Source organism: Streptomyces sp. NPDC101225 (assembly GCF_044767585.1).
In the GTDB taxonomy this organism is placed as follows: domain Bacteria; phylum Actinomycetota; class Actinomycetes; order Streptomycetales; family Streptomycetaceae; genus Streptomyces.
The window spans coordinates 276,770-295,749 of record NZ_JBIWOE010000001.1; the positions used below are offsets into that span (position 1 = coordinate 276,770).

Consider the following 18,980-nt stretch of genomic DNA (forward strand, 5'->3'; position numbering starts at 1 on the left):
GACGGTCGGCGTAACCGGTTGTCACGGCGCCCCACCCCGCGGTGGCCTCAGGGATGTTGGGGCGACCGGGCCGGTGGGGCCCGTACCGGGCCCGACCGGCCCACGCGCGCCTCCCGACGCCGCGGGAGGCTGGAAGCGGCGAAGAACAAGAGGAGGAGGGAGACATGGCTGGCATGATCGAGCGACTGCCGGGCTGGCCGACCCTGCCCGACCTGTTCGGCTGGGTCGAGACGGGTTTCCCCGGGGCGCACACGGTCGCCGGGCTGCACGGCATCCGCATCGAGGAGTTCCTGGCGGACGAGAAGTACGTGCTGCGGGCCGAGCTCCCGGGCATCGACCCCGCCAAGGATGTCGAGATCACCGTCACGGAAGGCGTTCTGACCCTGCGGGCCGAGCGCGGTGAGGAGACGACGAGGAAGCACCGCACGGAGTTCCACTACGGCACCTTCGCCCGCTCCGTCCGGCTTCCGGCCGGGGCCAAGGGCGAGGAGGCCACCGCTGAGTACAAGGACGGCGTCCTGACCGTCACGATCCCGGTCCCCGAGACCAAGACGGCCACGAAGACCATCCCCGTGCGGCAGAGCTGAGCGCCTCAGGGCGCTTCGCCGCAGCCGCTGTGCGCGGCCGGTACGCCGGCCGCGCACCTGCCTGTCCGAGTCCGGACGCGGACAGGAACGGCGGGAAGGGCGCCACCCGCTTCTCGCGGATCCTGATCGCGCGGTGCGCGGCTGCCGGCCGCTCCTCCGCGCCTCCTACGGGCCCTTCCCGTCACCTCCACCCCACCACGCGGCCGCCGGCCGCACCAGGGCCCTTCGGCCCTGAATCCCGGCCGGCAGCCAGGAGGAGAGGCACGTCATGACCGTCGACGAACCGCACCCGGCCGGCACCGCACCGGCACGCCAGCGACCCGCACTGCTGACCTTCCTGGGCGGCGTGGGAACGGTCACCGGCAGCAAGTTCCTGGTCGAGAGCGACCACGCCCGCGTCCTCGTCGACTGCGGGCTGTTCCAGGGCCTGGCCGACCTGCGCAGGCTCAACTGGCGCGCCCTGCCCTGCGAGGCCGGGGACATCGAGGCGGTGGTGGTCACCCACGCGCACCTGGACCACTGCGGATACCTGCCGCGGCTGGTCCGCCACGGCTTCCGCGGACGGATCGTGACCACCCCGTACACGGCACGGCTGATGGAGATCGTGCTGCGGGACAGCGCGAAGCTCCAGGTCGAGGCCGCCCGGCACGCCAACGAGCACGGCTGGTCCAAGCACCGGCCGGCCCGGCCCCTCTACGACGACGCGGACGTGGACCGCACGCTCAAGCTCGTCGACGCCGTACCCGTGGGCACCCCCGCGACCCTCGACACCGGCACCTCCGTCACGCTGCACTCCGCCGGCCACATCCTCGGCTCGGCCTGGGCCCTGCTCACCCTGGAGGACGGGCACACCCTCGCGGTCAGCGGCGACCTGGGCCGCCCGGGCCACCCGCTGCTGCGCCCCGCCGAGCCGTTCTCCGGGGCCGACGTGCTGCTGGTGGAGTCGACGTACGGCAACCGGCGCCACGAGGAGGAGGCGGGCCGGACCCACTTCGCGGACGTGCTGACCCGCGCCCTCGCCCGGGGCGGCACGGTCGTGATCCCCGCGTTCGCCCTCGACCGCACCGAGACCGTCCTGCACGAGCTCGCCGCACTGCGCCACCAGGGCCGGCTGCCGGCCGCGGTGCCGGTCTACGTCGACAGCCCGATGGCGCTGGCCGCCCTCGACGTCTACCGCGACGCCGTGCGCGCCGGGGCGCCGGAACTGCGGACGGAGGTCACCGCGGCGGGCACCGCCGCCCTGAGCCCCGAGCCGTTCCGGACCGCCCGCTCCGTCGAGGAGTCGGCCGCCATCGCCGACACCGGCGGACCGGCCGTGATCGTCTCCGCCTCCGGCATGGCCACCGGCGGCCGCGTGCTGCACCACCTCAGGCGCCTGCTGCCCGATCCGCGCAACGCCGTCGTCGTGGTGGGCTTCGCGGCGCGGGGCACCCGCGCCCGCGACCTCGTCGACGGCGCCAAGGCCCTGAAGATGTTCGGCGAGTACGTACCGGTGCGCGCCCAGGTCGCCGACGTGCCGCACTTCTCCGCGCACGCCGACGCCGCACAGATCGTCGACTGGCTGCGCGGCGCCGCCCCGCCGCGCGCCACCTACCTCGTGCACGGCGAGCCCGACGCGGCCGCCGCCCTGCGCGACCGCATCGACCACACGCTGGGCTGGACGGCCGTCGTGCCCCGCTCCGGGGAGCGTGTGCTGGTCCGGTGACCGGACCCGTGGGGGCCGACCGGCCCCGTGCGGACGGCGGGCGTTCCGGTCAAGCTGGAACCGCGGGGGCATCACCGGCGATTCCATGAACCCGCTGATCAGGAGGGTGAGGGCGGACATGAAAGGCTATGTGTTCCACGGCCCGGGACAGGGTGCCTGGGAAGAGGTCGCGGACCCGGACCTGGAGGCGGCGACCGACGCGATCGTGCGGGTCGACGCCGTCACCATCTGCGGGACCGACCTGCACATCCTCAAGGGCGACGTACCCGAGGTGCGCCCCGGCACCGTGCTGGGGCACGAGGCGGTCGGCGAGATCGTCGAGGTCGGCGGCGACGTGCGCAGCGTACGGCCGGGCGACCGGGTCCTGGTCTCCTGCATCACCTCCTGCGGACGCTGCCGCTACTGCCGCGAGGCGATGTACGGCCAGTGCCGGGGCGGTGGGGGCTGGATCCTCGGCCACCTGATCAACGGCACCCAGGCCGAGTACGTCCGCGTCCCGTACGCCGACCTCTCCGTGCACGCGCTGCCCGGTTCGGTGAGCAACGAGGACGCCGTCCTGCTGGCCGACATCTTCCCGACGGCGTACGAGGTGGGCGTGCTCAACGGACGCGTGCGTCCCGGAGACACCGTCGTCGTGGTCGGCGTGGGGCCCATCGGCCTGGCCGCGATCGCCACGGCCCGGCTGTTCGCGCCCGAGCGCGTCGTCGCCGTGGACCTGGCCGCGTCCCGGCTGGAGGCGGCCAGGAAGCTGGGCGCCGAGGCGGTCGCCGACGCGAGCGAGGCGCCCGACCAGCTGATCGCCGACCTCACCGACGGCCTCGGCGCCGACGTCGTCATCGAGGCGGTCGGCATGCCGGAGACCTTCGAGCTGTGCACGCGCATGGTGCGCCCGGGCGGGCACGTGGCCAACGTGGGCGTGCACGGCAAGCCCGCGACCCTGCACCTGGAGGACCTGTGGATCAAGAACGTGACGATCACCACGGGCCTCGTCGACACGCACTCCACGCCGACGCTGCTGCGGATGGCGGCGGCCGGGCGCCTGCCCACCTCCCAGCTGGTCACCCACGGCTTCCCGCTCGAACGCATGGAGGAGGCCTACGAGGTCTTCGCCCACGCCGGCGAGACCGGTGCCCTCAAGGTCGTCCTCGGCGGTCCGCAGCGCGAGGTCGTGCCCCTGCCCACCGCATGAACCGACCCGGCCCGTGCCTGGGCCGAGCGGCCCGGCACGAGGGCCGAACCACCCCTGCCGCGGCCGGTCTGCCGATGCCACCGTGAGGGTGGAGCCCCATGACGAGCCTGTGCACGGATCTACCTAGGCGGTGAGGACGATGGAGCTGCCCCTGGTCGTGGGTGTCGACGGATCGGACGGGAGTCTCGTGGCGGTCGACTGGGCCGTGGACGAGGCGGCCCGGCACGGCCTGCCGCTGCGGCTGGTCTTCGCCTCGCTGTGGGAGCGTTACGAGGGCGACGTGCCGACCGCGGGCCTGGACCGCTCCTCGCAGCGGGTGCTGGCGGAGCACGTCGTCGCCTCCGCGGCGGAGCGGGCGCACCGGCGCAACCCCGACGTGAAGGTGACCGCCGAGGTGATTCCCGCGGAAGCGGTCTCCGCACTCCTGAGCGAGGGCCACAACGCCTCCGTCCTGGTGACCGGTTCACGCGGCCGCGGGGAGCTGGCGGAGTTGCTGCTCGGCTCGGTCGGACTGGCCGTGGCGGCTCGCGCCCACGGTCCGGTGGTCGTGGTCCGGGGCGACAAGGCCGGCCTGGCCGGCACCCACGAGCGGATCCTGCTCGGTGCCGGCGACCCGTCGACCGGCGGTGAGGCCGTGCGGTTCGCCTTCCAGGAGGCCGAGGCCCGCGGGTGCACCCTGGACGTCGTGCGCGCCTGGCGCTGCCCCGCCCACGAGGGCGCCGACGCCCCCGGCCTCGCCCAGGACCCGGCACACCAGCACGAGGAGCAGGCGTCCGCGCTGCTCGACCACCTCGTCGAGGACGCGGCCGCGGAGCACCCGACGGTCCGGATGCGCCGGATCACCGTGGAGGGGCCGGCCCGCAAGGTGCTGCTGCACCGCTCGGCGGGCTCGGACCTGCTGATCGTCGGCGCACGGCGCCGCAAAGGGCACTTCGGCCTCCAGCTCGGCAGGGTGGCGCACACCCTGCTGCACCACGCCGACTGCCCGGTGGCGATCGTGCCGCAGCAGGCGTGACCGGGCACCGCCTGCGCGGTGTTGTCGTAGAGGAGAACGCACGTGACGGGTTGGACCTGGGAGTACGAGGGGTACGACCCCGCCGACGCCCGTCTGCGGGAGGCGCTGTGCACTCTGGGCAACGGTTACCTCGCCACGCGGGGAGCGCTGCCCGAGTGCGTCGCCGACGAGGTGCACTACCCGGGCACCTACGTGTCGGGCTGCTACAACCGGCTCACCTCCGACGTGTCCGGCCGCCAGGTCGAGAACGAGGACATGGTCAACGTGCCGAACTGGCTGCCGGTGCGCTTCCGCCTCTCCGGCGGGTCCTGGCTCACCCCCGACACCGCCACGGTGCTCGAACACCGGGAGGTCCTGCGGCTGTCGGCCGGGCTGCTGGAGCGCCGTACGACGTTCGGCCTCGGCCAGGAGCGGACGTTGACGGTGCGTCAGCAGCGGCTGGTGCACATGGCCGACCCCCATCTCGCCGCACTGCGCACCGAGTTCACGGCCGGGGGCTTCTCCGGCCGGCTCGACGTCGAGGCGGCCCTGGACGGCTCCGTCACCAACGCCGGTGTGCCCCGCTACCGGGAGCTGGACGGCCGTCACCTCACCCATGTGCACACCGGCACGTCCGCACCGGACACCGTGTGGCTGCGCTGCCGCACCCGCACCTCGGACCTCCGCATCGGCATGGCGGCCCGCCTCGGCGCCGAGGTCCCCGCCGTGATCAGCCACGAAGTCCCGCGCGCCGTCCAGCGGTTGAGCCTGGACCTGGCGCCCGGACGCACCGTCACCGTCGACAAGACCGTCGCCCTGCACACCTCGCGCGACCCGGCGATCAGCGACCCGCTGTTCGCCGCCGTCGACCGGGTGACCCGGGCGCCGGGCTTCGACGAGCTGCTGGAGTCGCACCTCACGGCCTGGGACCAGCTCTGGCGCCGCGCGGACCTGGACGTCGACGGACAGGCCGGCCGCATCCTGCGGCTGCACCTCTTCCACGTACTGCAGACGCTCTCCCCGCACACCGCCGACCTCGACGTCGGGGTGCCGGCCCGCGGACTGCACGGCGAGGCCTACCGCGGTCACATCTTCTGGGACGAGCTGTTCGTGCTGCCGTATCTCAACCTGCACTTCCCCGAGGTCTCCCGCGCCCTGCTCCGCTACCGTCACCGGCGTCTGGAACAGGCCTGCGTCGCCGCGCGCGCGGTGGGCCGGCGGGGCGCGATGTACCCCTGGCAGAGCGGCAGCGACGGCCGCGAGGAGACCCAGCAGCTGCACCTCAACCCGCACTCGGGACGCTGGCTGCCCGACCACTCCCACCTCCAGCAGCATGTCGGCTCGGCCATCGCGTACAACGTGTGGCAGTACTGCGAGGCCAGCGGCGACGCCGAGTTCCGGCACACCAAGGGCGCCGAGATGCTGCTGCAGATCGCCCGCTTCTGGGCCGACTCGGCCGTCTACGACGACGCCCTCGGCCGCCACCGCATCAAGGGCGTGGTCGGCCCCGACGAGTACCACGACGCCTACCCGGGCGCGGTCCGCCCCGGCCTCGACGACAACGCGTACACCAACGTCACGGCCGCCTGGGTGCTCGCCCGCGCCCTGGAACTGCTGGAGTCCCTCCCCGAGCCGCGGCGGCGCGAACTCGTCGAGCGCACCGGCCTGGACGGCGGCGAACTCGAACAGTGGGAGGACGTCTCCCGCAGTCTGCACGTACCCTTCCACGAGGGTGTCATCAGCCAGTTCGAGGGCTACGGCGACCTCACCGAGCTCGACTGGGACGGCTACCGCAAGCAGTACGGCGACATCCGGCGCCTGGACCGGATCCTGGAGGCGGAGGGCGATTCCGTCAATCGCTACCGTGCCTCCAAGCAGGCCGACGTCCTGATGCTCGGCTACCTGTTCGGACCGGCCGAACTGCGCGGCCTGTTCCGGCGCCTGGGGGTGCGCCTGGACGAGGACCTCTGGCGCCGCACCGTCGACCACTACCTGCAGCGCACCAGCCACGGCTCCACACTCAGCGGCCTGGTCCACGGCTGGGTGCTGGCCCGGGCGCGGCGGGCCGAGGCGTGGACGTTCTGCCTGGAGGCCCTGCGCGGCGACGTCGCCGACGTCCAGGGCGGCACCACCGGTGAGGGGATCCACCTCGGCGCCATGGCCGGCACCCTCGACCTCGTCCAGCGCGGACTGACCGGCCTGGAGACCAGGGGCGGCGCGCTGTGGCTCGATCCGGTGCCGCTGCCGGAGCTGTCCTCCTACGGCTTCGCGCTGCGCTACCAGGAGCACTGGGGCGTGCGGCTGCGGCTGGAGCGCGGGCTGCTGGAGATCGCGGTGCCGTCGTCCGACGGCTCGCCGATCGACGTCCGGCTGCCGGGCCGCGCCGTGTGCCTGCAGCCGGGCGACACCGGCCGGCTGGTGCTGGGGGAGTGACGCCGACGAGGGCCGCATGGGCCCGGGCCGAGACCGGACGGCCCCTCCCTCGCCGGTCGTGCCCGGTGTGAGGCTGTCGGTGTGGACGAGACCGTGCGGACCCACCGCCGCACGGCGAGCGAGGGGAGCGAGCCTTGATGTACTGGAACGGACACGACATGAACGGCTGGGGCTGGTTCACCATGTCGTTCGGCACGGTCCTGCTGTGGGCCCTGCTGATCACCGTGGGTGTCCTGCTCTACCGAAGCCTGAACGGCACATCGAGGTCACCGCAGCCGCCCACGCCCAGTTCGGCGGAGCAACTGCTGGCCGAGCGCTTCGCCCGCGGGGAGATCGACGAGGAGCAGTACCGCCGCGGCCTGGACGTGCTGCGCGGGAACGGCCCGACCCTCACCAAGCAGTGACCCGCCGCCCGCCCGAGGGGAGGTGCGCCCATGCCGGCGCAGCCACTCGACACGACGAACGTGAAGGCCCTGGTGTCCGCTGCCGCGGCCGCGCCCTCGCTGCACAACGCGCAGCCCTGGCTGTTCCGCCACCACCGGGAGGCCGGCACCCTCGAACTGCGGGCCGACCTCGCACGGGCCATGCCGCACACCGACCCCGACAACCGGGCCCTGCACCTGGGATGCGGCGCCGCGCTCTTCAACCTCCGCGTCGCCGCGGCCGACAGCGGCCTGCGCACCGACACGGTCCTGTTCCCCGCCGAGGCCGACCGTGAGCTGCTCGCCGCGGTGCGCCTCACCGGCACCGACCGTCCGGACGACGACCTGGCGCGGCTGTTCCCGGCGATCGCCCGCCGGCACACCAGCCGCCACCCCTTCCAGGACAGACCGGTACCGGTGGCCGTCGAGGAGCAGCTGAGCGAGGCCGCCCGGCGGGAGGGCGCGGGACTCGTCTTCCCCGGCGAGTGGCATGTGGAGGCCCTGCTGGAGCACGTCCGCGACGTCGAGGGACGCGACCGCATGGAGCCCGAGCGGTTCGAGGACATACGGCGGTGGACCCGGGGCGGGGACGAGGCGGCCGTCGACGGCATCCCCGACTCCGCCTTCGGGCCCCGCAAGGAGGGCGGCCGCGCCCCGGTCCGCGACTTCGCCGGCCGCCGGGCCGTGCCCGGCCGCCCGTCCGCGGTCTTCGAGACCACGCCGCACCTGGCCGTGCTGGGCACGGTCCGGGACCGGCCGCAGGACTGGCTGCGGGCCGGGCAGGCCCTGGAGCGCGTGCTGCTGACGGCCACGCTCAACGGGCTGGCGACCTCGTTGACCTCGCACTCCTTGGAGCGGGAGGACCTGCGGGAACTGGCCCGCGACCCGCGCTCGGCCCTGGGCTTCGTGCACATGGTGCTGCGCCTGGGCTACGGCCCCGCGGGGACCGCGACCCCGCGGCGCCCGGTCGACGAGGTGCTGGAGATCCGCTGATGCCCACCGGCCGTCCCCGGGGCGAGGCGGAATCCACGCCGGCGACGCCGGCCGTCGGGTCGTCCGCCTGTGGGCCGGCGGCGCCGGAAGGAGGACGAACGGCCCCTGCCGCCGGGGGCCGAGGCTGCCCAGGCTGGAGCGAGGAGCGATGAGTTCGGGAGCATCGCCGGGAGGCGGGACACACGCATGAACGCCCAGGCCGACGGCGCGGCCGAACGGACGCGGGTGCTGGTCGTGGAGGACGACCGGGGCATCGCCGAATCGCTGGTGCGCGGTCTGCGGCAGGCCGGCTACACGGCCGAGGGCGTCGGCAACGGCCGGGCCGCGCTCGTGGCGCCCACGCCCGACGTGGTCCTGCTGGACCTCGGACTGCCCGACATCGACGGCGTCGAGGTGTGCCGGATGCTGCGGGCCCGGTCCGACGCCGCGATCATCGCGGTCACCGCCCGCGGCGAGGAGGCGGACCGGGTGGTGGCCCTGGACGAGGGCGCCGACGACTATCTGGTCAAGCCGTTCGGGCTGGCCGAACTGCTGGCACGGATCCGGGCGGTGCTGCGCCGCCGGCGTCCGGCGGGGCCCGAGGTCCTGCGCCACGGGCCGATGGCCCTCGACCTGCGCACGCGGCAGGTCACGGTCGGCGGGCGGACGGTGGGGCTGACACCGAAGGAGTTCGGCATTCTGGAGTGCCTGGCCGCCGACCCGGGCCGGGTGGTGAGCCGGCAGCAGATCCTGGAGCGGGCCTGGGACGCCCACTGGTACGGGCCGACGAAGGTACTGGACGTGCACGTCGCGGCGCTGCGCCGCAAGCTCGGCGTACCGGGTCTGATCGAGACCGTCTACGGGCACGGCTTCCGGCTCGGCGCGCCCGCCTCGGACGGGCAGTCCGGGGAGCCGTCGTGAGCCGCCGGGTCACCTGGACCCTCCTGGTCCTGACCACGGTGCTGCTGGTGCTCGCCGTCGTGCCGCTGGCGGTGCTGATGACGGCGCGCGAGCGCGTCGCCTATCGCGACAGCCAGCGCGCGGACACCAGGGTGATCGCCGCGGCGGCCGAGGAACACCTCTCCGACCACAAGCCGGCCACCGCCATGCGCCGGGAACTCGCCGCCGCCGCCCGGGCCGGTGACTGCGCCGCGGTCTACGACGCCTCCGCGCGCGTGGTGGCCGCCACGCCCTGCACGGCGGCGCAGACCGAGGAGGCGCGGGAGCTGGTGCCGGGCGTGCTGGCCGGGCACGAGCCGGAGCCGCCGGAGAACGAGGGACGGCTGCTGGCCGCGGAGCCGGCCGGTGAGGTGCACCGGCCCGCCGGAGCGGTCGTCCTGGCCCGCTCCGCCGGCCCGCTCGACGCCCGCATCGCGGCGATCTGGGGCTGGTCCGCCGTGATCGGCGTCGCCGGGCTGGCCGCCACCGCGGTGTTGTCCCTGCGGCTCGCCCACTGGGTCAGCCGCCCCCTGTCGACGCTGGACGCCTCCGCCCGGCGGCTGGGCGAGGGCGTGCTCGACGAACGGGCCGAGGTCGGGACGGGCCCGCCCGAGGTACGCCGGCTGGCCGCCACCTTCAACACCATGGCGGCCCGCACGGAGGCGCTCGTGCACGGGCACCGCGCGGTGATCGCGGACGTGTCCCATCAGCTGCGCACACCGCTGACCGCGCTGCGCCTGCGGCTCGACGTCCTGGCCGCCGGGGCCGGGACGGCCACCGCGGCCGAACTCGCCGGCGCCCAGGAGGAGATCGCCCGGCTGTCCCGGCTGGTCGACGGGTTGCTCGAGGTGGCGCGGGCCGAGCAGGCGACGCCCCGTCCGGCCGCGGTGCGGGTCGACGAGGTGGTGGCCGAACGGGTGGCCGCCTGGTCGCCGGTGGCGGAGGAACGGGGACTCAGGCTGACCGCCGGGTCCGGCGGGCCCGCCCTGACCGTCTCCCTGGGCTCCGGTCATCTGGAGCAGATCCTCGACAACCTGATCGCCAACGCGGTGGACGCCGTGCCGGACGGCGGCAACATCACCGTCGACCACCGCCGTACGGCAGGCGACGTCGTGCGGCTGCGGGTGCGCGACGACGGTCCCGGGATGTCCGCGCAGGCGAAGTCCGTGGCGTTCCGCCGGTTCGGCAACCCCGAGGCCCGGGGCAGCGGGCTGGGGCTGGCGATCGTGCACCGGCTGGCGACGGTCAACGGCGGGACGGCACGGCTGGAGGACACCCCCGGCGGCGGGCTGACCGTCGTACTGGATCTTCCGCCGTGGCCCGCGGAGGGGCGCGGACGGGGCGGCGGACCGAGATCTTTACCGGTTCTGAAGGAGACGTGAGCGAGATTCCGGGAGCCGGCGCAGCAGCCTGGAGATGCACGCGGCCGGACCCGGCCGCCGATCACCAGGAGTGCCGCCATGGCGCCACGGCCCGACGACTCGCACCAGGCACCCGCCCCGGCCGGTTCCCCTCTCGCCCGCGACCGCGGCCTGCGCCGCAGCCGGCGGCTGACCCGGTGGATCGCCGTCACGGCCGTGGCCGCGGCGGCGGCTCTGGGCAGCCTCTACACGCATCTGCTGCCGGGGGGCTCAGCGGCCCAGGCACCCCCCGCACCCCCCACCACGGCATCCGTGCACAGCCCCGCGGCACCGTCCGGCGCGGGGCGGTCCGGGGAGGACGACGACCACAGCTCCCGGGGGGACGACGAGGGGGAGGGCGCGTCCACGGCCGCGCGGCCGGCACCGCAGCCCCCGGCCCAGCCGCCCGCGCCGGCCCAGCAGCAGCCGCAGACGACGACCGGGGCCTCGTGAGCACGCGCGCCGCGACCACCGCGCACCGGGCAGGCGCTGTGCGGTGAGCCGCCCCCGCCCGGGCGGGGGCGCCGCAGGACGACAGGCGCGGTGAGGCGGAGCAGGGCGGCACGGCGGCCGTCAGCGCACGGGGCGGCTCTCCGGCTCCGGCTGCTCCAGGTGCGTGGCGAGCACCGCGGCCTGGACCCGGCGCTGGACGCCCAGCTTCGCCAGCAGCCGCGAGATGTGGTTCTTGACCGTCTTCTCGGACAGGTACAGGCGCTTGCCGATCTCGCGGTTGGTGAGTCCGTCCCCGATCAGCGCGAGGATCTCCCGCTCGCGCGGGGACAGGCCCGCGAGCTCCGGGGCCACGCTCGGTGGCTCGGCCGGCTCGGCCCGCAGGGAGCGCATCAGCCGCGCGGTGGTGGCGGGATCGAGCATCGACTGGCCGGAGGCGACCGTGCGGACCGCCGACACCAGGTCCGAGCCCCGGATCTGCTTGAGCACGTAGCCCGAGGCCCCGGCCATGATGGCGTCGAGCAGAGCTTCCTCGTCGTCGAACGACGTCAGCATCAGCACGGCCAGCTCCGGCATCCGGCTGCGCAGGTCGCGGCAGACGGAGATGCCGTTCCCGTCGGGCAGGCGTACGTCCAGGACGGCCACGTGCGGGCGCACCGCAGGCGCTCGGACCAGTGCGTGTTCCACGTTCGCGGCGTCTCCGACCACGGAGATGTCCGGCTCGGCGTCCAGCAGGTCCGCCAGACCGCGCCGGACGACCTCGTGGTCGTCGAGGAGGAACACACGGATCGGGTCCTGTGCTGAGAAGGTCCGTGCTTCGGTCATGTCGACCCCTTGATCCCGGGAGGTATGACGCACGGGCTGCGGGCCGTCCGTCATGACGATCATGACGTGCTTGAGCCGGTCGCACTAGGGCCGACCGGCCCCACTCACCGCTTCGGGCCCGGGCGATCGGTCTTCCCCCTCCCCTCGGCGGTGATCTGGTGAGACCGTTTAGGTGTGTCCGTCCTCATTGCGCCGGTAAGGGGGTGTGACCGATGCGGAAGGTGAGACGCGCAAAGGTCCTCGGGTGGCGGTGGCGGAGCAATCCGCTGCGACGGCGCAGCGATGTGGTGGAGGCGTGGATCGTGCTGGCCGCCTGGGTGGTCGCGGCCGTCGCGTCGGTGGTCGCCGGGATCGTCGGGGCCCGGGCCGCGCAGCACGCGGTGGACGGGGACCGGGCAGGCCGCCGTCCGGTGACGGCGGTGCTGGTGAAGACCGTGCCGGGCAGCGGACGCGACGTCGTCACCGGCCTGCGGTACGACCGGGTCGTGGCGACCGTGCACTGGACCGACGTCCAGGACGGCAGGGCGACCGTCCACACCGGGTTCATGAACGTGAAGCCGACCGCGCAACCGGGCAGCACGGTGCGGGCGTGGACGAACGGCCACGGCCGTCTGGTGGCGCCACCGGTGACGGCCGCCGAGGCGGCCACCCGCGTGGTGCTGGCCGGCACCGGAGTCGCGCTGGCCGCCGGAGCGACGGTCCTGGTCGGCGGGTACCTGACCCGGCTGCGGGTGCAACGCCGCGCCACCGAGAAGTGGGGCGTCGAGTGGGAGCGGGTAGGACGCCACTGGGGACACACCACCGGCTGACGGGCCCGGAACCCGGCGAACCCGGCGGCGACCGCGCGGCTCAGGTGGTGGGGCGGTCCGGGCCGTCGAGCGCGAACTCCACGTCCACGACCCCCTCGACCGCCCGCACCAGGCGCGCGGCCACCGGCACCAGCGACGTGTCACGGACCCGGCCGGCCAGCGTCGCGACTCCGTCCCGGACCTCGACCGTCACCGAGGACTCCGGTGCGTGGAAGAGGTACGAGACGACCTCGCGCCGGATCTCCTCGGCGATCTCCTCGTCGCCGCGCAGGAAGACCTTGAGCAGGTCCGCCCGGCTGACGATGCCCTCCAGCCGCCCGTCGGCGTCGACGACCGGCAGCCGCTTGACCCGCGCCCGCGCCATCTCCCGCGCGGCCTGCGCGAGCGTGGCCCGCGCACGGACCGTCAGGGCGGGGGAGGTCATCAGTTCCTCGGCGGTGAGGGAGCCCGCCTTGGCCAGGTCGGACAGGCGCCGCAGCTGCGTGTAGCGGTCGGGGTCGCTGTCGCGGAACTCCTCCTTCGGCAGCAGGTCGGCCTCCGAGACGATGCCCAGGACCCTGCCGCCGCCGTCCGTCACGGGCACCGCGCTGACCTTGCGGTCCTGCATGGTCCGCACGATGTCCTTGAACGGCGTCCCCCGGCCGACGGCGGCCACCGACCGGGTCATCACGTCGCCCACGATGTGGGGGGACCCATGCATGACGCCTCCTCGAACGCTCGCTGTCACCGCTGGTTCCCGCTGCCGTAGGGCCCGTACAGATCCAGCAGCCGGATGCGGGCCGCCTGCAGCCGGTGCGCCACGACCATGCCCACCCACTCGGCCACGCTGCGGCCGAACTCGGGGTCCTCCGCACAGATCGTCCGCACCGTGGTGGCGTCGAACTCGTACGCCCGCACCGGTGAGGACGCCTCGGCGCCGAGGTGCCAGGTGTGCGGGGGGAACAGCCAGGACCAGCCCAGGAGTTCGTTGTGCCCGAGGGACTCGATGACGGCGGCGCGGCGTCCGGGCACGCGCATGTCGAGGTCGATCGTGCCCGTGCGGATGATCCAGAACCGGTCGGCCTGACCGCCCTCCTCGAACAGCCGGGCGCCCACAGGGAACGACACTTCACGGGCGAGCCGCAACAGCCGCTGCCGGTGCTCGGCGGACAGCGCCCGCGGCATGCTCATCGTGGCGGGAGCGTTCATGGCGTGCCTCCCAGTAAGGCGTACGGGACTTCCACTGCCAGCCTGGTCCCGCCGCCCGCGGGGAACCAGGGGCCACCCGGCCCCAGGAACGGGCCGTCCGGCGTCCCGCGCCACCCTGCCGGCACCCTGTGCCGGGCGGCGCCCGGCGGTTCGATGGAGGTGAAGGCCCACCCGGTGCAGCCCAAGGAAGGGGAACATCATGGGTACGAGCCTGACGCCGGAGTTCTGGCGGCAGTTCGCCGTCCTCCTGGTGATCGCCATGGCCGTCACCTTCGTGCTCAGCGCGGCACTGGACGCGCTGTATCTGCGCCGGCAGCAGCGGCGCGCCGAGCGGAGCTCCCCGGGCACCCCGCCGGCCGCGACGACGACCCCCGGGACGCGCCCGGCCGCCGGCCGCCCGCTGGTGAAGAGCTGAACCGGCGCGCCTGCCGCGAAGGCCCGGCCGGCCCCTGGGCGCACCGACCCGCCTCAACAATCCCGCGGGGCGATACACCTAGCTAGGGCTTCCTGCCCCATGCGCGGTACGCGGCCACCGCCGTGGGCAGGGTGGGAAAGATCAGGTCCCTGCCCACCGAGTCGGCGAGGCCGTACGCCTCCAGCTGGTCCAGCAGGTCCTGCTTCACCCGCGCGAGGGCGAACACGATGCCGCGGGCGGTGAGTTCCCGGCGCAGCCGGTCGACCGCGTCGAGCGCGGTGATGTCCACCTCGACGTTCGCCTCCGTGTTGAGGAGGAACCAGCGGACCGGCTCGGTCTGCTCGTCGACGGAGGCCAGGGCCCGGCGGTGGAAGTCCTGGGCGTTGGCGAAGAACAGCGGCGAGTCGTAGCGGTACACCAGCAGGCCCGGGACGGTGCGGGCCTGCGGGTAGTCGTCCACGTCGTGCATGCCCGCCATGCCGGGCACCAGCCCCTCGACGGCGTCGTGCGGACGGGCCACCCGGCTCAGCAGCTCCACCACGGACATGCCGACGGCGACCAGGACCCCGTAGAGGATGTCCAGGCTCAGTACCCCGGCCAGGCAGCCGAGCGCCAGGAGCAGTTCACGGCGGCGGAAGGACGCCAGCCGGCGGAAGCCCGCGAGATCGATCATCCGGACCGCCGCGTACACCACCAGCGAGCCGAGGGCGGCCGCGGGGGTGCTGGTCAGCAACGGGCTGAGGAACAGCAGGACGGCCAGCACCACCAGACCGGAGACCAGGGAGTACGCCTGGCTGCGGGCGCCCGAGGAGGAGGCGAGGGCGGTGCGGCTCGCGCTGCTGCTCACCGGGAACCCGTGCAGGAGACCGGCCCCGATGTTGGTGGTGCCCAGCGCCAGGAACTCCTGGTTGGCGTCCAGCTCCGCGCCGCCGTCCTCGGGCCGGCCGGTGAAGGCCCGCGCCGTGAGGATGCAGTCCGTGTAGGCGACCAGCAGCACCCCGAGGGCGGGCAGCACCAGGCGCGGGATCTCGGTCAGGTCCGGCACCGCGAGCGTGGGCAGCCCGGCCGGGACCGTGCCGATCGCCTGGATGCCGAACCGGTCGTCCAGGCCGAAGGCGGCGACCGCGGCGGTCCCCAGCACCACCACCAGCAGCGGCCCCGGGACCGCGGGGGTCAGCCGCACCACCGTGAACAGCACGGCGAGGGAGAGCGCGGAGAGCAGCACCGTGGCGACCTGGGCCTGGCCGAGGTTCCGTACGAAGGACCAGAGCTGGGGGAAGAACTCCGAGCCCGTCGTCGGTACTCCGGTCAGCTTGGGGAGCTGATCCACGATCATGATCAGCGCGACCCCGGCCAGATAGCCGATCAGGACGGGCCGGGAGAGCAGGTCCGCGACGAAACCCAGCCGCAGGAGCCGGGCCGCCAGGCACAGCAGGCCGACCGTGACGGCCAGGGCGGCGGCCAGCGTGGCGTACCGGCCGGGGTCGCCGCCGACGAGCGGGCCGACCACCGTCGCCGTCATCAGCGCCGTCGTCGACTCGGGCCCGACGGACAGCAGCGGGGACGAGCCGAGCATGGCGTACAGCGCGAGGGCGGGCAGGATCGCCCACAGCCCGGCGACCGGCGGCAGCCCGGCCACACCCGCGTACGCCATCACCTGCGGCACGAGATACGCGGCCACGGTCAGGCCCGCCAGCAGGTCACCGCGCAGCCAGGAGCGTCGGTAACCGGCCAGTACGGCCAGGCCGGGCGCCGTACGGCGCCACCACGAGGCGCGGGACATGCCTCTCCTCTCGCCGCCCTGGTCACAGAATCCACCGCGCCGCCCCCGGCCGCGAGAGCTGGCGCGGCGGTCGGCCAAGTCGGAGCGCGGATGGGGCCGTTCAGCCCATGGAGATCGCCGGACCGGCGGGCGAGTGTGGGGCCGGTCGGTCCCGGCCGGGGACCTGCGGCCCCTGCGGTGGCGACCGTCCGCCGGGCCACGCTGGACACAGGTACCGATCAGGAGGCGAACCATGGTGCGCACCGTTGTGGCAGGTCTGGACGGCTCGCCCGAGAGCCGCGCCGCGGTGGAGTGGGCGGCGCGCGAGGCGCAGATGCGTGACCTGCCGTTGAAGATCGTTCATGTGCGGGAGCCGCTCCCGGAGCCCATGGCCCAGGCCCCGCTGGTCGGTGGCGAGACGATGCAGGACTGGTCCGAGCGCATCCCGCGGGAGAGCGCCGAGGGCGTCCGGCTGCGTCACCCACATCTCGCGGTGAGCACGGAGCAGCCGAGCGGACGTCCCGCCGAGGTGCTGGCCAGGGAGGCCGAGGCGGCCGAGCTGCTGGTCCTCGGCTCGCGGGCGATGGGCGGGATCGGCGGGTTCATGGTCGGCTCCGTCGGCCTCTCCGTCGTGGCGCACACCGCGCGTCCCGTGGTGCTGGTCCGGGCCGGCGAACAGGCCGCGGACGAGCACGAGCCGGACCCGGCGGGCATCCCCTCGGCCGCCGCGCCCTTCCGGCCCGTCGTCCTCGGGCTGGACACCAGGCACCCCGACGAGACGCTGCTGGAGTTCGCCTTCGACGCCGCGGTCCGGCGCGGGACGTCCCTCACGGTGGTGCACGGCTGGAACCCGCCCCCGTACTACGCCTACGGCATGTCGGGCGACCTGGCCGCGCACAACTCGGTCGCCCTGCGCGAGTCCGCCGCCCTGACCGAGGCACTGCGCCCCTGGCGGCAGAAGTACCCCGACGTCGAGGTCACCGAGAAGTCCCGGTTCGGCAGCCCCGCGCTGCACGTCGTCAACGCCTCGGCGGGCGCCTCGCTGGTCGTCGTCGGCCGCCGCGCGCGCCGCAGCCGCATCGGAACCCACATCGGGCACGTCACCCACGCGGCCCTGCACCACGCCGCCGCGCCCGTCGTCGTGGTCGCCCACGCCTGACACCAACCCCGAGGAGTCGAAACGATGATGGACCTCCCCCTGGTCGTGGGCGTGGACGGCTCCGAGCCGAGCCTGCGGGCCGTCGACTGGGCCGCCGACGAGGCCGTGCTGCACGGCGTGCCGCTGCGGGTGGTGTACGCCTCGCTGTGGGAGCGCTACGAGGGCGGCTCGCTCTCGGCGGACCTCGGCAAGCCGTCCGAGGAAGTACTCGCCGAGGACGTCGTCGAGCACGCCGCCCGGCGGGCGCTCGCCCGCCATCCGGACATGAAGGTGACGCCCGTGGTGCTGCCCGAGGAGCCCGAGTACGGCCTGGTCCACGAGGGACGGACGGCCTCCGCGGTGGTGGTGGGCAGCCGCGGCCGCAGCGGTGTCGCCGAGTTCCTGCTGGGCTCCGTCGGCCTGAGCGTGGCCGCGCAGGCCGACTGCCCCGTGATCGTGCTGCGCGGCAGCCACGACAAGCAGGCGGTGCCCGGCGCCCACGGACGCGTCCTCCTCGGTGTGGGGGAGGACGAGGAGGCGGCGCCGGCCGTCCGCTTCGCCGTCGACGAGGCGCGCCGCCGCGGCGTTCCCCTGGAGGCCGTACGGGCCTGGCGGTGCCCCGCGCACGAGACCACCGACCACCCGCTGATGGCCGGCGAGCCCGCCCGGCTGCACCGGGAGCGGGCCGTGGAGGCGCTGGAAGCGGCGCTGAAGGAGGTCCCGGCGGACGCCGACGTGCGTCGCCGCACCGTCGAGGGACACGCCCGCAAGGTGCTGGCCGACCTCTCGCGCGGGGCCGACCTCCTGGTCGTCGGGGCCAAGCGCCGGGAGGGGCGCTTCGGCATGCAGCTCGGCCGCGTCGCCCACGCGCTGCTGCACCACTCCGCCTGCCCGGTCGCCGTGGTGCCGCAGAAGGTGCGGGCGCAGTGATCCGCTTACAGGCTGGCCGTGTGGTCGGGAACGTAGTTCTGGAGGTCGCGCGGCGTGCGCAGGTAGCCGGTCGACGCCGGCCGGTCCGGCAGCTTCAGCACCGGCGGCGGCACGTCGTGGTAGGGCACCGTGCTCAGCAGGTGGGCGATCATGTTCAGCCGCGCCCGGCGCTTGTCGTCGCTCTCCACGACGAACCACGGCGCCTCACTGATGTCCGTGTGGACCATCATCTGGTCCTTCGCCCGGGAGTACGCCTCCCAATGGGTGATCGACTCCAGGTCCATCGGCGACAGCTTCCAGCGCCGCAGCGGATCCTCCAGCCGGCGCCGGAACCGCTCCTGCTGCTCGGTGTCGCTGACCGAGAACCAGTACTTGCGCAGCAGGATCCCGGCCTCCACCAGCATCCGCTCGAAGATCGGGCACTGCCGCAGGAAGAGCTGGTGCTCCTCCTTGCTGCAGAAGCCCATCACGTGCTCGACACCGGCCCGGTTGTACCAGGACCGGTCGAAGAGCACGATCTCGCCCGCGGCCGGCAGATGTTCCACGTACCGTTGGAAATACCACTGGGTGCGCTCACGCTCGGTCGGCTTCGGCAGCGCCGCGATCCGTGCCACACGGGGGTTGAGATGCTCCGCCACCCGCTTGATGGTGCCGCCCTTGCCCGCCGCGTCCCGTCCCTCGAAGACGACGACGAGGCGCGCACCCTCGGCCCGCACCCACTCCTGCACCCTCACCAACTCCGTCTGCAGGCGCAGCAGTTCCTTCTCGTACGTCTTGCGCGGCAGCGCCGCCTCGCTCTTCCCGGCCATGCCGCCTCCATCG

Annotated in this window: 19 protein-coding genes; 14 read left to right on the plus strand and 5 right to left on the minus strand. The window is 74.1% G+C overall.

The window, feature by feature from the left end; all coding sequences use genetic code 11:
- The first annotated feature begins 164 nt into the window (after positions 1 to 164).
- The 10 genes from ACIRPX_RS01295 (at position 165) to ACIRPX_RS01340 (ending at position 11,094) form a co-directional block, all read left to right on the plus strand.
- Complete coding sequence (locus tag ACIRPX_RS01295) at positions 165 to 587, plus strand: Hsp20/alpha crystallin family protein (RefSeq protein ID WP_404187192.1); 423 nt, start codon at positions 165 to 167, stop codon at positions 585 to 587.
- Between the two features lie 268 nt (positions 588 to 855).
- Complete coding sequence (locus tag ACIRPX_RS01300; protein WP_404187193.1) at positions 856 to 2,292, plus strand: MBL fold metallo-hydrolase RNA specificity domain-containing protein; 1,437 nt, start codon at positions 856 to 858, stop codon at positions 2,290 to 2,292.
- 118 nt (positions 2,293 to 2,410) lie between these two features.
- Positions 2,411 to 3,481 carry a zinc-dependent alcohol dehydrogenase family protein gene (locus tag ACIRPX_RS01305; RefSeq protein WP_404187194.1) on the plus strand — a complete coding sequence of 357 codons (1,071 nt, stop codon included), beginning with the start codon at positions 2,411 to 2,413 and terminating at the stop codon, positions 3,479 to 3,481.
- A gap of 139 nt (positions 3,482 to 3,620) precedes the next feature.
- Positions 3,621 to 4,496, plus strand: coding sequence for a universal stress protein (locus ACIRPX_RS01310; protein ID WP_404187195.1), 876 nt, complete (start codon positions 3,621 to 3,623; stop codon positions 4,494 to 4,496).
- Between the two features lie 42 nt (positions 4,497 to 4,538).
- Entirely contained in the window at positions 4,539 to 6,908 is a 2,370-nt protein-coding gene (locus ACIRPX_RS01315) for a glycoside hydrolase family 65 protein (protein ID WP_404187196.1), read from the plus strand.
- Positions 6,909 to 7,045: 137 nt separating this feature from the next.
- Positions 7,046 to 7,312, plus strand: coding sequence for an SHOCT domain-containing protein (locus tag ACIRPX_RS01320; protein WP_404187197.1), 267 nt, complete (start codon positions 7,046 to 7,048; stop codon positions 7,310 to 7,312).
- Between the two features lie 30 nt (positions 7,313 to 7,342).
- On the plus strand, positions 7,343 to 8,323 hold the full coding sequence (locus ACIRPX_RS01325) for an Acg family FMN-binding oxidoreductase (RefSeq protein ID WP_404187198.1): 981 nt from the start codon (positions 7,343 to 7,345) through the stop codon (positions 8,321 to 8,323).
- Positions 8,324 to 8,509: 186 nt separating this feature from the next.
- Positions 8,510 to 9,223, plus strand: a complete 714-nt coding sequence (locus ACIRPX_RS01330) for a response regulator transcription factor (protein ID WP_404187199.1) — start codon at positions 8,510 to 8,512, stop codon at positions 9,221 to 9,223.
- Positions 9,220 to 10,623 (plus strand): sensor histidine kinase, encoded by a 1,404-nt coding sequence (locus ACIRPX_RS01335; RefSeq protein ID WP_404187200.1) that lies wholly within the window; start codon positions 9,220 to 9,222, stop codon positions 10,621 to 10,623. The genes ACIRPX_RS01330 and ACIRPX_RS01335 overlap by 4 nt, the downstream gene beginning before the upstream one ends.
- 78 nt (positions 10,624 to 10,701) lie before the next feature.
- A complete protein-coding gene (locus ACIRPX_RS01340; RefSeq protein ID WP_404187201.1) occupies positions 10,702 to 11,094 on the plus strand; it encodes a hypothetical protein in 393 nt (130 codons plus the stop codon).
- Between the two features lie 120 nt (positions 11,095 to 11,214).
- Here ACIRPX_RS01340 and ACIRPX_RS01345 read toward each other — a convergent pair whose 3' ends face one another.
- Positions 11,215 to 11,916 carry a response regulator gene (locus ACIRPX_RS01345; protein ID WP_404187202.1) on the minus strand — a complete coding sequence of 234 codons (702 nt, stop codon included), beginning with the start codon at positions 11,914 to 11,916 and terminating at the stop codon, positions 11,215 to 11,217.
- A gap of 212 nt (positions 11,917 to 12,128) precedes the next feature.
- On the opposite strand from ACIRPX_RS01345, the gene ACIRPX_RS01350 reads away from it, so the two are divergent.
- Positions 12,129 to 12,725, plus strand: coding sequence for a hypothetical protein (locus ACIRPX_RS01350; RefSeq protein WP_404187203.1), 597 nt, complete (start codon positions 12,129 to 12,131; stop codon positions 12,723 to 12,725).
- A gap of 40 nt (positions 12,726 to 12,765) precedes the next feature.
- Here ACIRPX_RS01350 and ACIRPX_RS01355 read toward each other — a convergent pair whose 3' ends face one another.
- Both ACIRPX_RS01355 and ACIRPX_RS01360 read right to left on the minus strand, forming a co-directional pair.
- Positions 12,766 to 13,425 (minus strand): CBS domain-containing protein, encoded by a 660-nt coding sequence (locus tag ACIRPX_RS01355; protein WP_404187204.1) that lies wholly within the window; start codon positions 13,423 to 13,425, stop codon positions 12,766 to 12,768.
- A gap of 23 nt (positions 13,426 to 13,448) precedes the next feature.
- Complete coding sequence (locus ACIRPX_RS01360) at positions 13,449 to 13,913, minus strand: cyclic nucleotide-binding domain-containing protein (RefSeq protein WP_404187205.1); 465 nt, start codon at positions 13,911 to 13,913, stop codon at positions 13,449 to 13,451.
- Between the two features lie 199 nt (positions 13,914 to 14,112).
- Between ACIRPX_RS01360 and ACIRPX_RS01365 the strand changes: the two genes are divergently transcribed.
- Positions 14,113 to 14,328, plus strand: a complete 216-nt coding sequence (locus ACIRPX_RS01365; protein ID WP_404187206.1) for a hypothetical protein — start codon at positions 14,113 to 14,115, stop codon at positions 14,326 to 14,328.
- Positions 14,329 to 14,410: 82 nt separating this feature from the next.
- Here ACIRPX_RS01365 and ACIRPX_RS01370 read toward each other — a convergent pair whose 3' ends face one another.
- Entirely contained in the window at positions 14,411 to 16,111 is a 1,701-nt protein-coding gene (locus ACIRPX_RS01370) for a SulP family inorganic anion transporter (RefSeq protein ID WP_404187207.1), read from the minus strand.
- Positions 16,112 to 16,343: 232 nt separating this feature from the next.
- On the opposite strand from ACIRPX_RS01370, the gene ACIRPX_RS01375 reads away from it, so the two are divergent.
- Both ACIRPX_RS01375 and ACIRPX_RS01380 read left to right on the plus strand, forming a co-directional pair.
- Positions 16,344 to 17,249, plus strand: coding sequence for a universal stress protein (locus tag ACIRPX_RS01375; RefSeq protein ID WP_404187208.1), 906 nt, complete (start codon positions 16,344 to 16,346; stop codon positions 17,247 to 17,249).
- Between the two features lie 27 nt (positions 17,250 to 17,276).
- On the plus strand, positions 17,277 to 18,158 hold the full coding sequence (locus ACIRPX_RS01380) for a universal stress protein (protein WP_404187492.1): 882 nt from the start codon (positions 17,277 to 17,279) through the stop codon (positions 18,156 to 18,158).
- A 5-nt stretch (positions 18,159 to 18,163) separates the two neighbouring features.
- Here the strand turns inward: ACIRPX_RS01380 and ppk2 are convergent, their stop codons facing one another.
- On the minus strand, positions 18,164 to 18,967 hold the full coding sequence (gene ppk2, locus ACIRPX_RS01385) for a polyphosphate kinase 2 (RefSeq protein WP_404187209.1): 804 nt from the start codon (positions 18,965 to 18,967) through the stop codon (positions 18,164 to 18,166).
- Positions 18,968 to 18,980 lie beyond the last annotated feature (13 nt).

Coding starts and splice junctions, on each gene's coding strand:
- ACIRPX_RS01365 (WP_404187206.1), top strand. CDS start 14,113: ATGGGTACGAGCCTGACGCCGGAGTTCTGGCGGCAGTTCGCCGTCCTC.
- ACIRPX_RS01325 (WP_404187198.1), top strand. CDS start 7,343: ATGCCGGCGCAGCCACTCGACACGACGAACGTGAAGGCCCTGGTGTCC.
- ACIRPX_RS01355 (WP_404187204.1), bottom strand. CDS start 13,425: ATGCATGGGTCCCCCCACATCGTGGGCGACGTGATGACCCGGTCGGTG.
- ACIRPX_RS01295 (WP_404187192.1), top strand. CDS start 165: ATGGCTGGCATGATCGAGCGACTGCCGGGCTGGCCGACCCTGCCCGAC.
- ACIRPX_RS01375 (WP_404187208.1), top strand. CDS start 16,344: ATGGTGCGCACCGTTGTGGCAGGTCTGGACGGCTCGCCCGAGAGCCGC.
- ACIRPX_RS01305 (WP_404187194.1), top strand. CDS start 2,411: ATGAAAGGCTATGTGTTCCACGGCCCGGGACAGGGTGCCTGGGAAGAG.
- ACIRPX_RS01310 (WP_404187195.1), top strand. CDS start 3,621: ATGGAGCTGCCCCTGGTCGTGGGTGTCGACGGATCGGACGGGAGTCTC.
- ACIRPX_RS01320 (WP_404187197.1), top strand. CDS start 7,046: ATGTACTGGAACGGACACGACATGAACGGCTGGGGCTGGTTCACCATG.
- ACIRPX_RS01360 (WP_404187205.1), bottom strand. CDS start 13,913: ATGAACGCTCCCGCCACGATGAGCATGCCGCGGGCGCTGTCCGCCGAG.
- ppk2 (WP_404187209.1), bottom strand. CDS start 18,967: ATGGCCGGGAAGAGCGAGGCGGCGCTGCCGCGCAAGACGTACGAGAAG.
- ACIRPX_RS01345 (WP_404187202.1), bottom strand. CDS start 11,916: ATGACCGAAGCACGGACCTTCTCAGCACAGGACCCGATCCGTGTGTTC.
- ACIRPX_RS01380 (WP_404187492.1), top strand. CDS start 17,277: ATGGACCTCCCCCTGGTCGTGGGCGTGGACGGCTCCGAGCCGAGCCTG.
- ACIRPX_RS01300 (WP_404187193.1), top strand. CDS start 856: ATGACCGTCGACGAACCGCACCCGGCCGGCACCGCACCGGCACGCCAG.
- ACIRPX_RS01330 (WP_404187199.1), top strand. CDS start 8,510: ATGAACGCCCAGGCCGACGGCGCGGCCGAACGGACGCGGGTGCTGGTC.
- ACIRPX_RS01370 (WP_404187207.1), bottom strand. CDS start 16,111: ATGTCCCGCGCCTCGTGGTGGCGCCGTACGGCGCCCGGCCTGGCCGTA.
- ACIRPX_RS01350 (WP_404187203.1), top strand. CDS start 12,129: ATGCGGAAGGTGAGACGCGCAAAGGTCCTCGGGTGGCGGTGGCGGAGC.
- ACIRPX_RS01340 (WP_404187201.1), top strand. CDS start 10,702: ATGGCGCCACGGCCCGACGACTCGCACCAGGCACCCGCCCCGGCCGGT.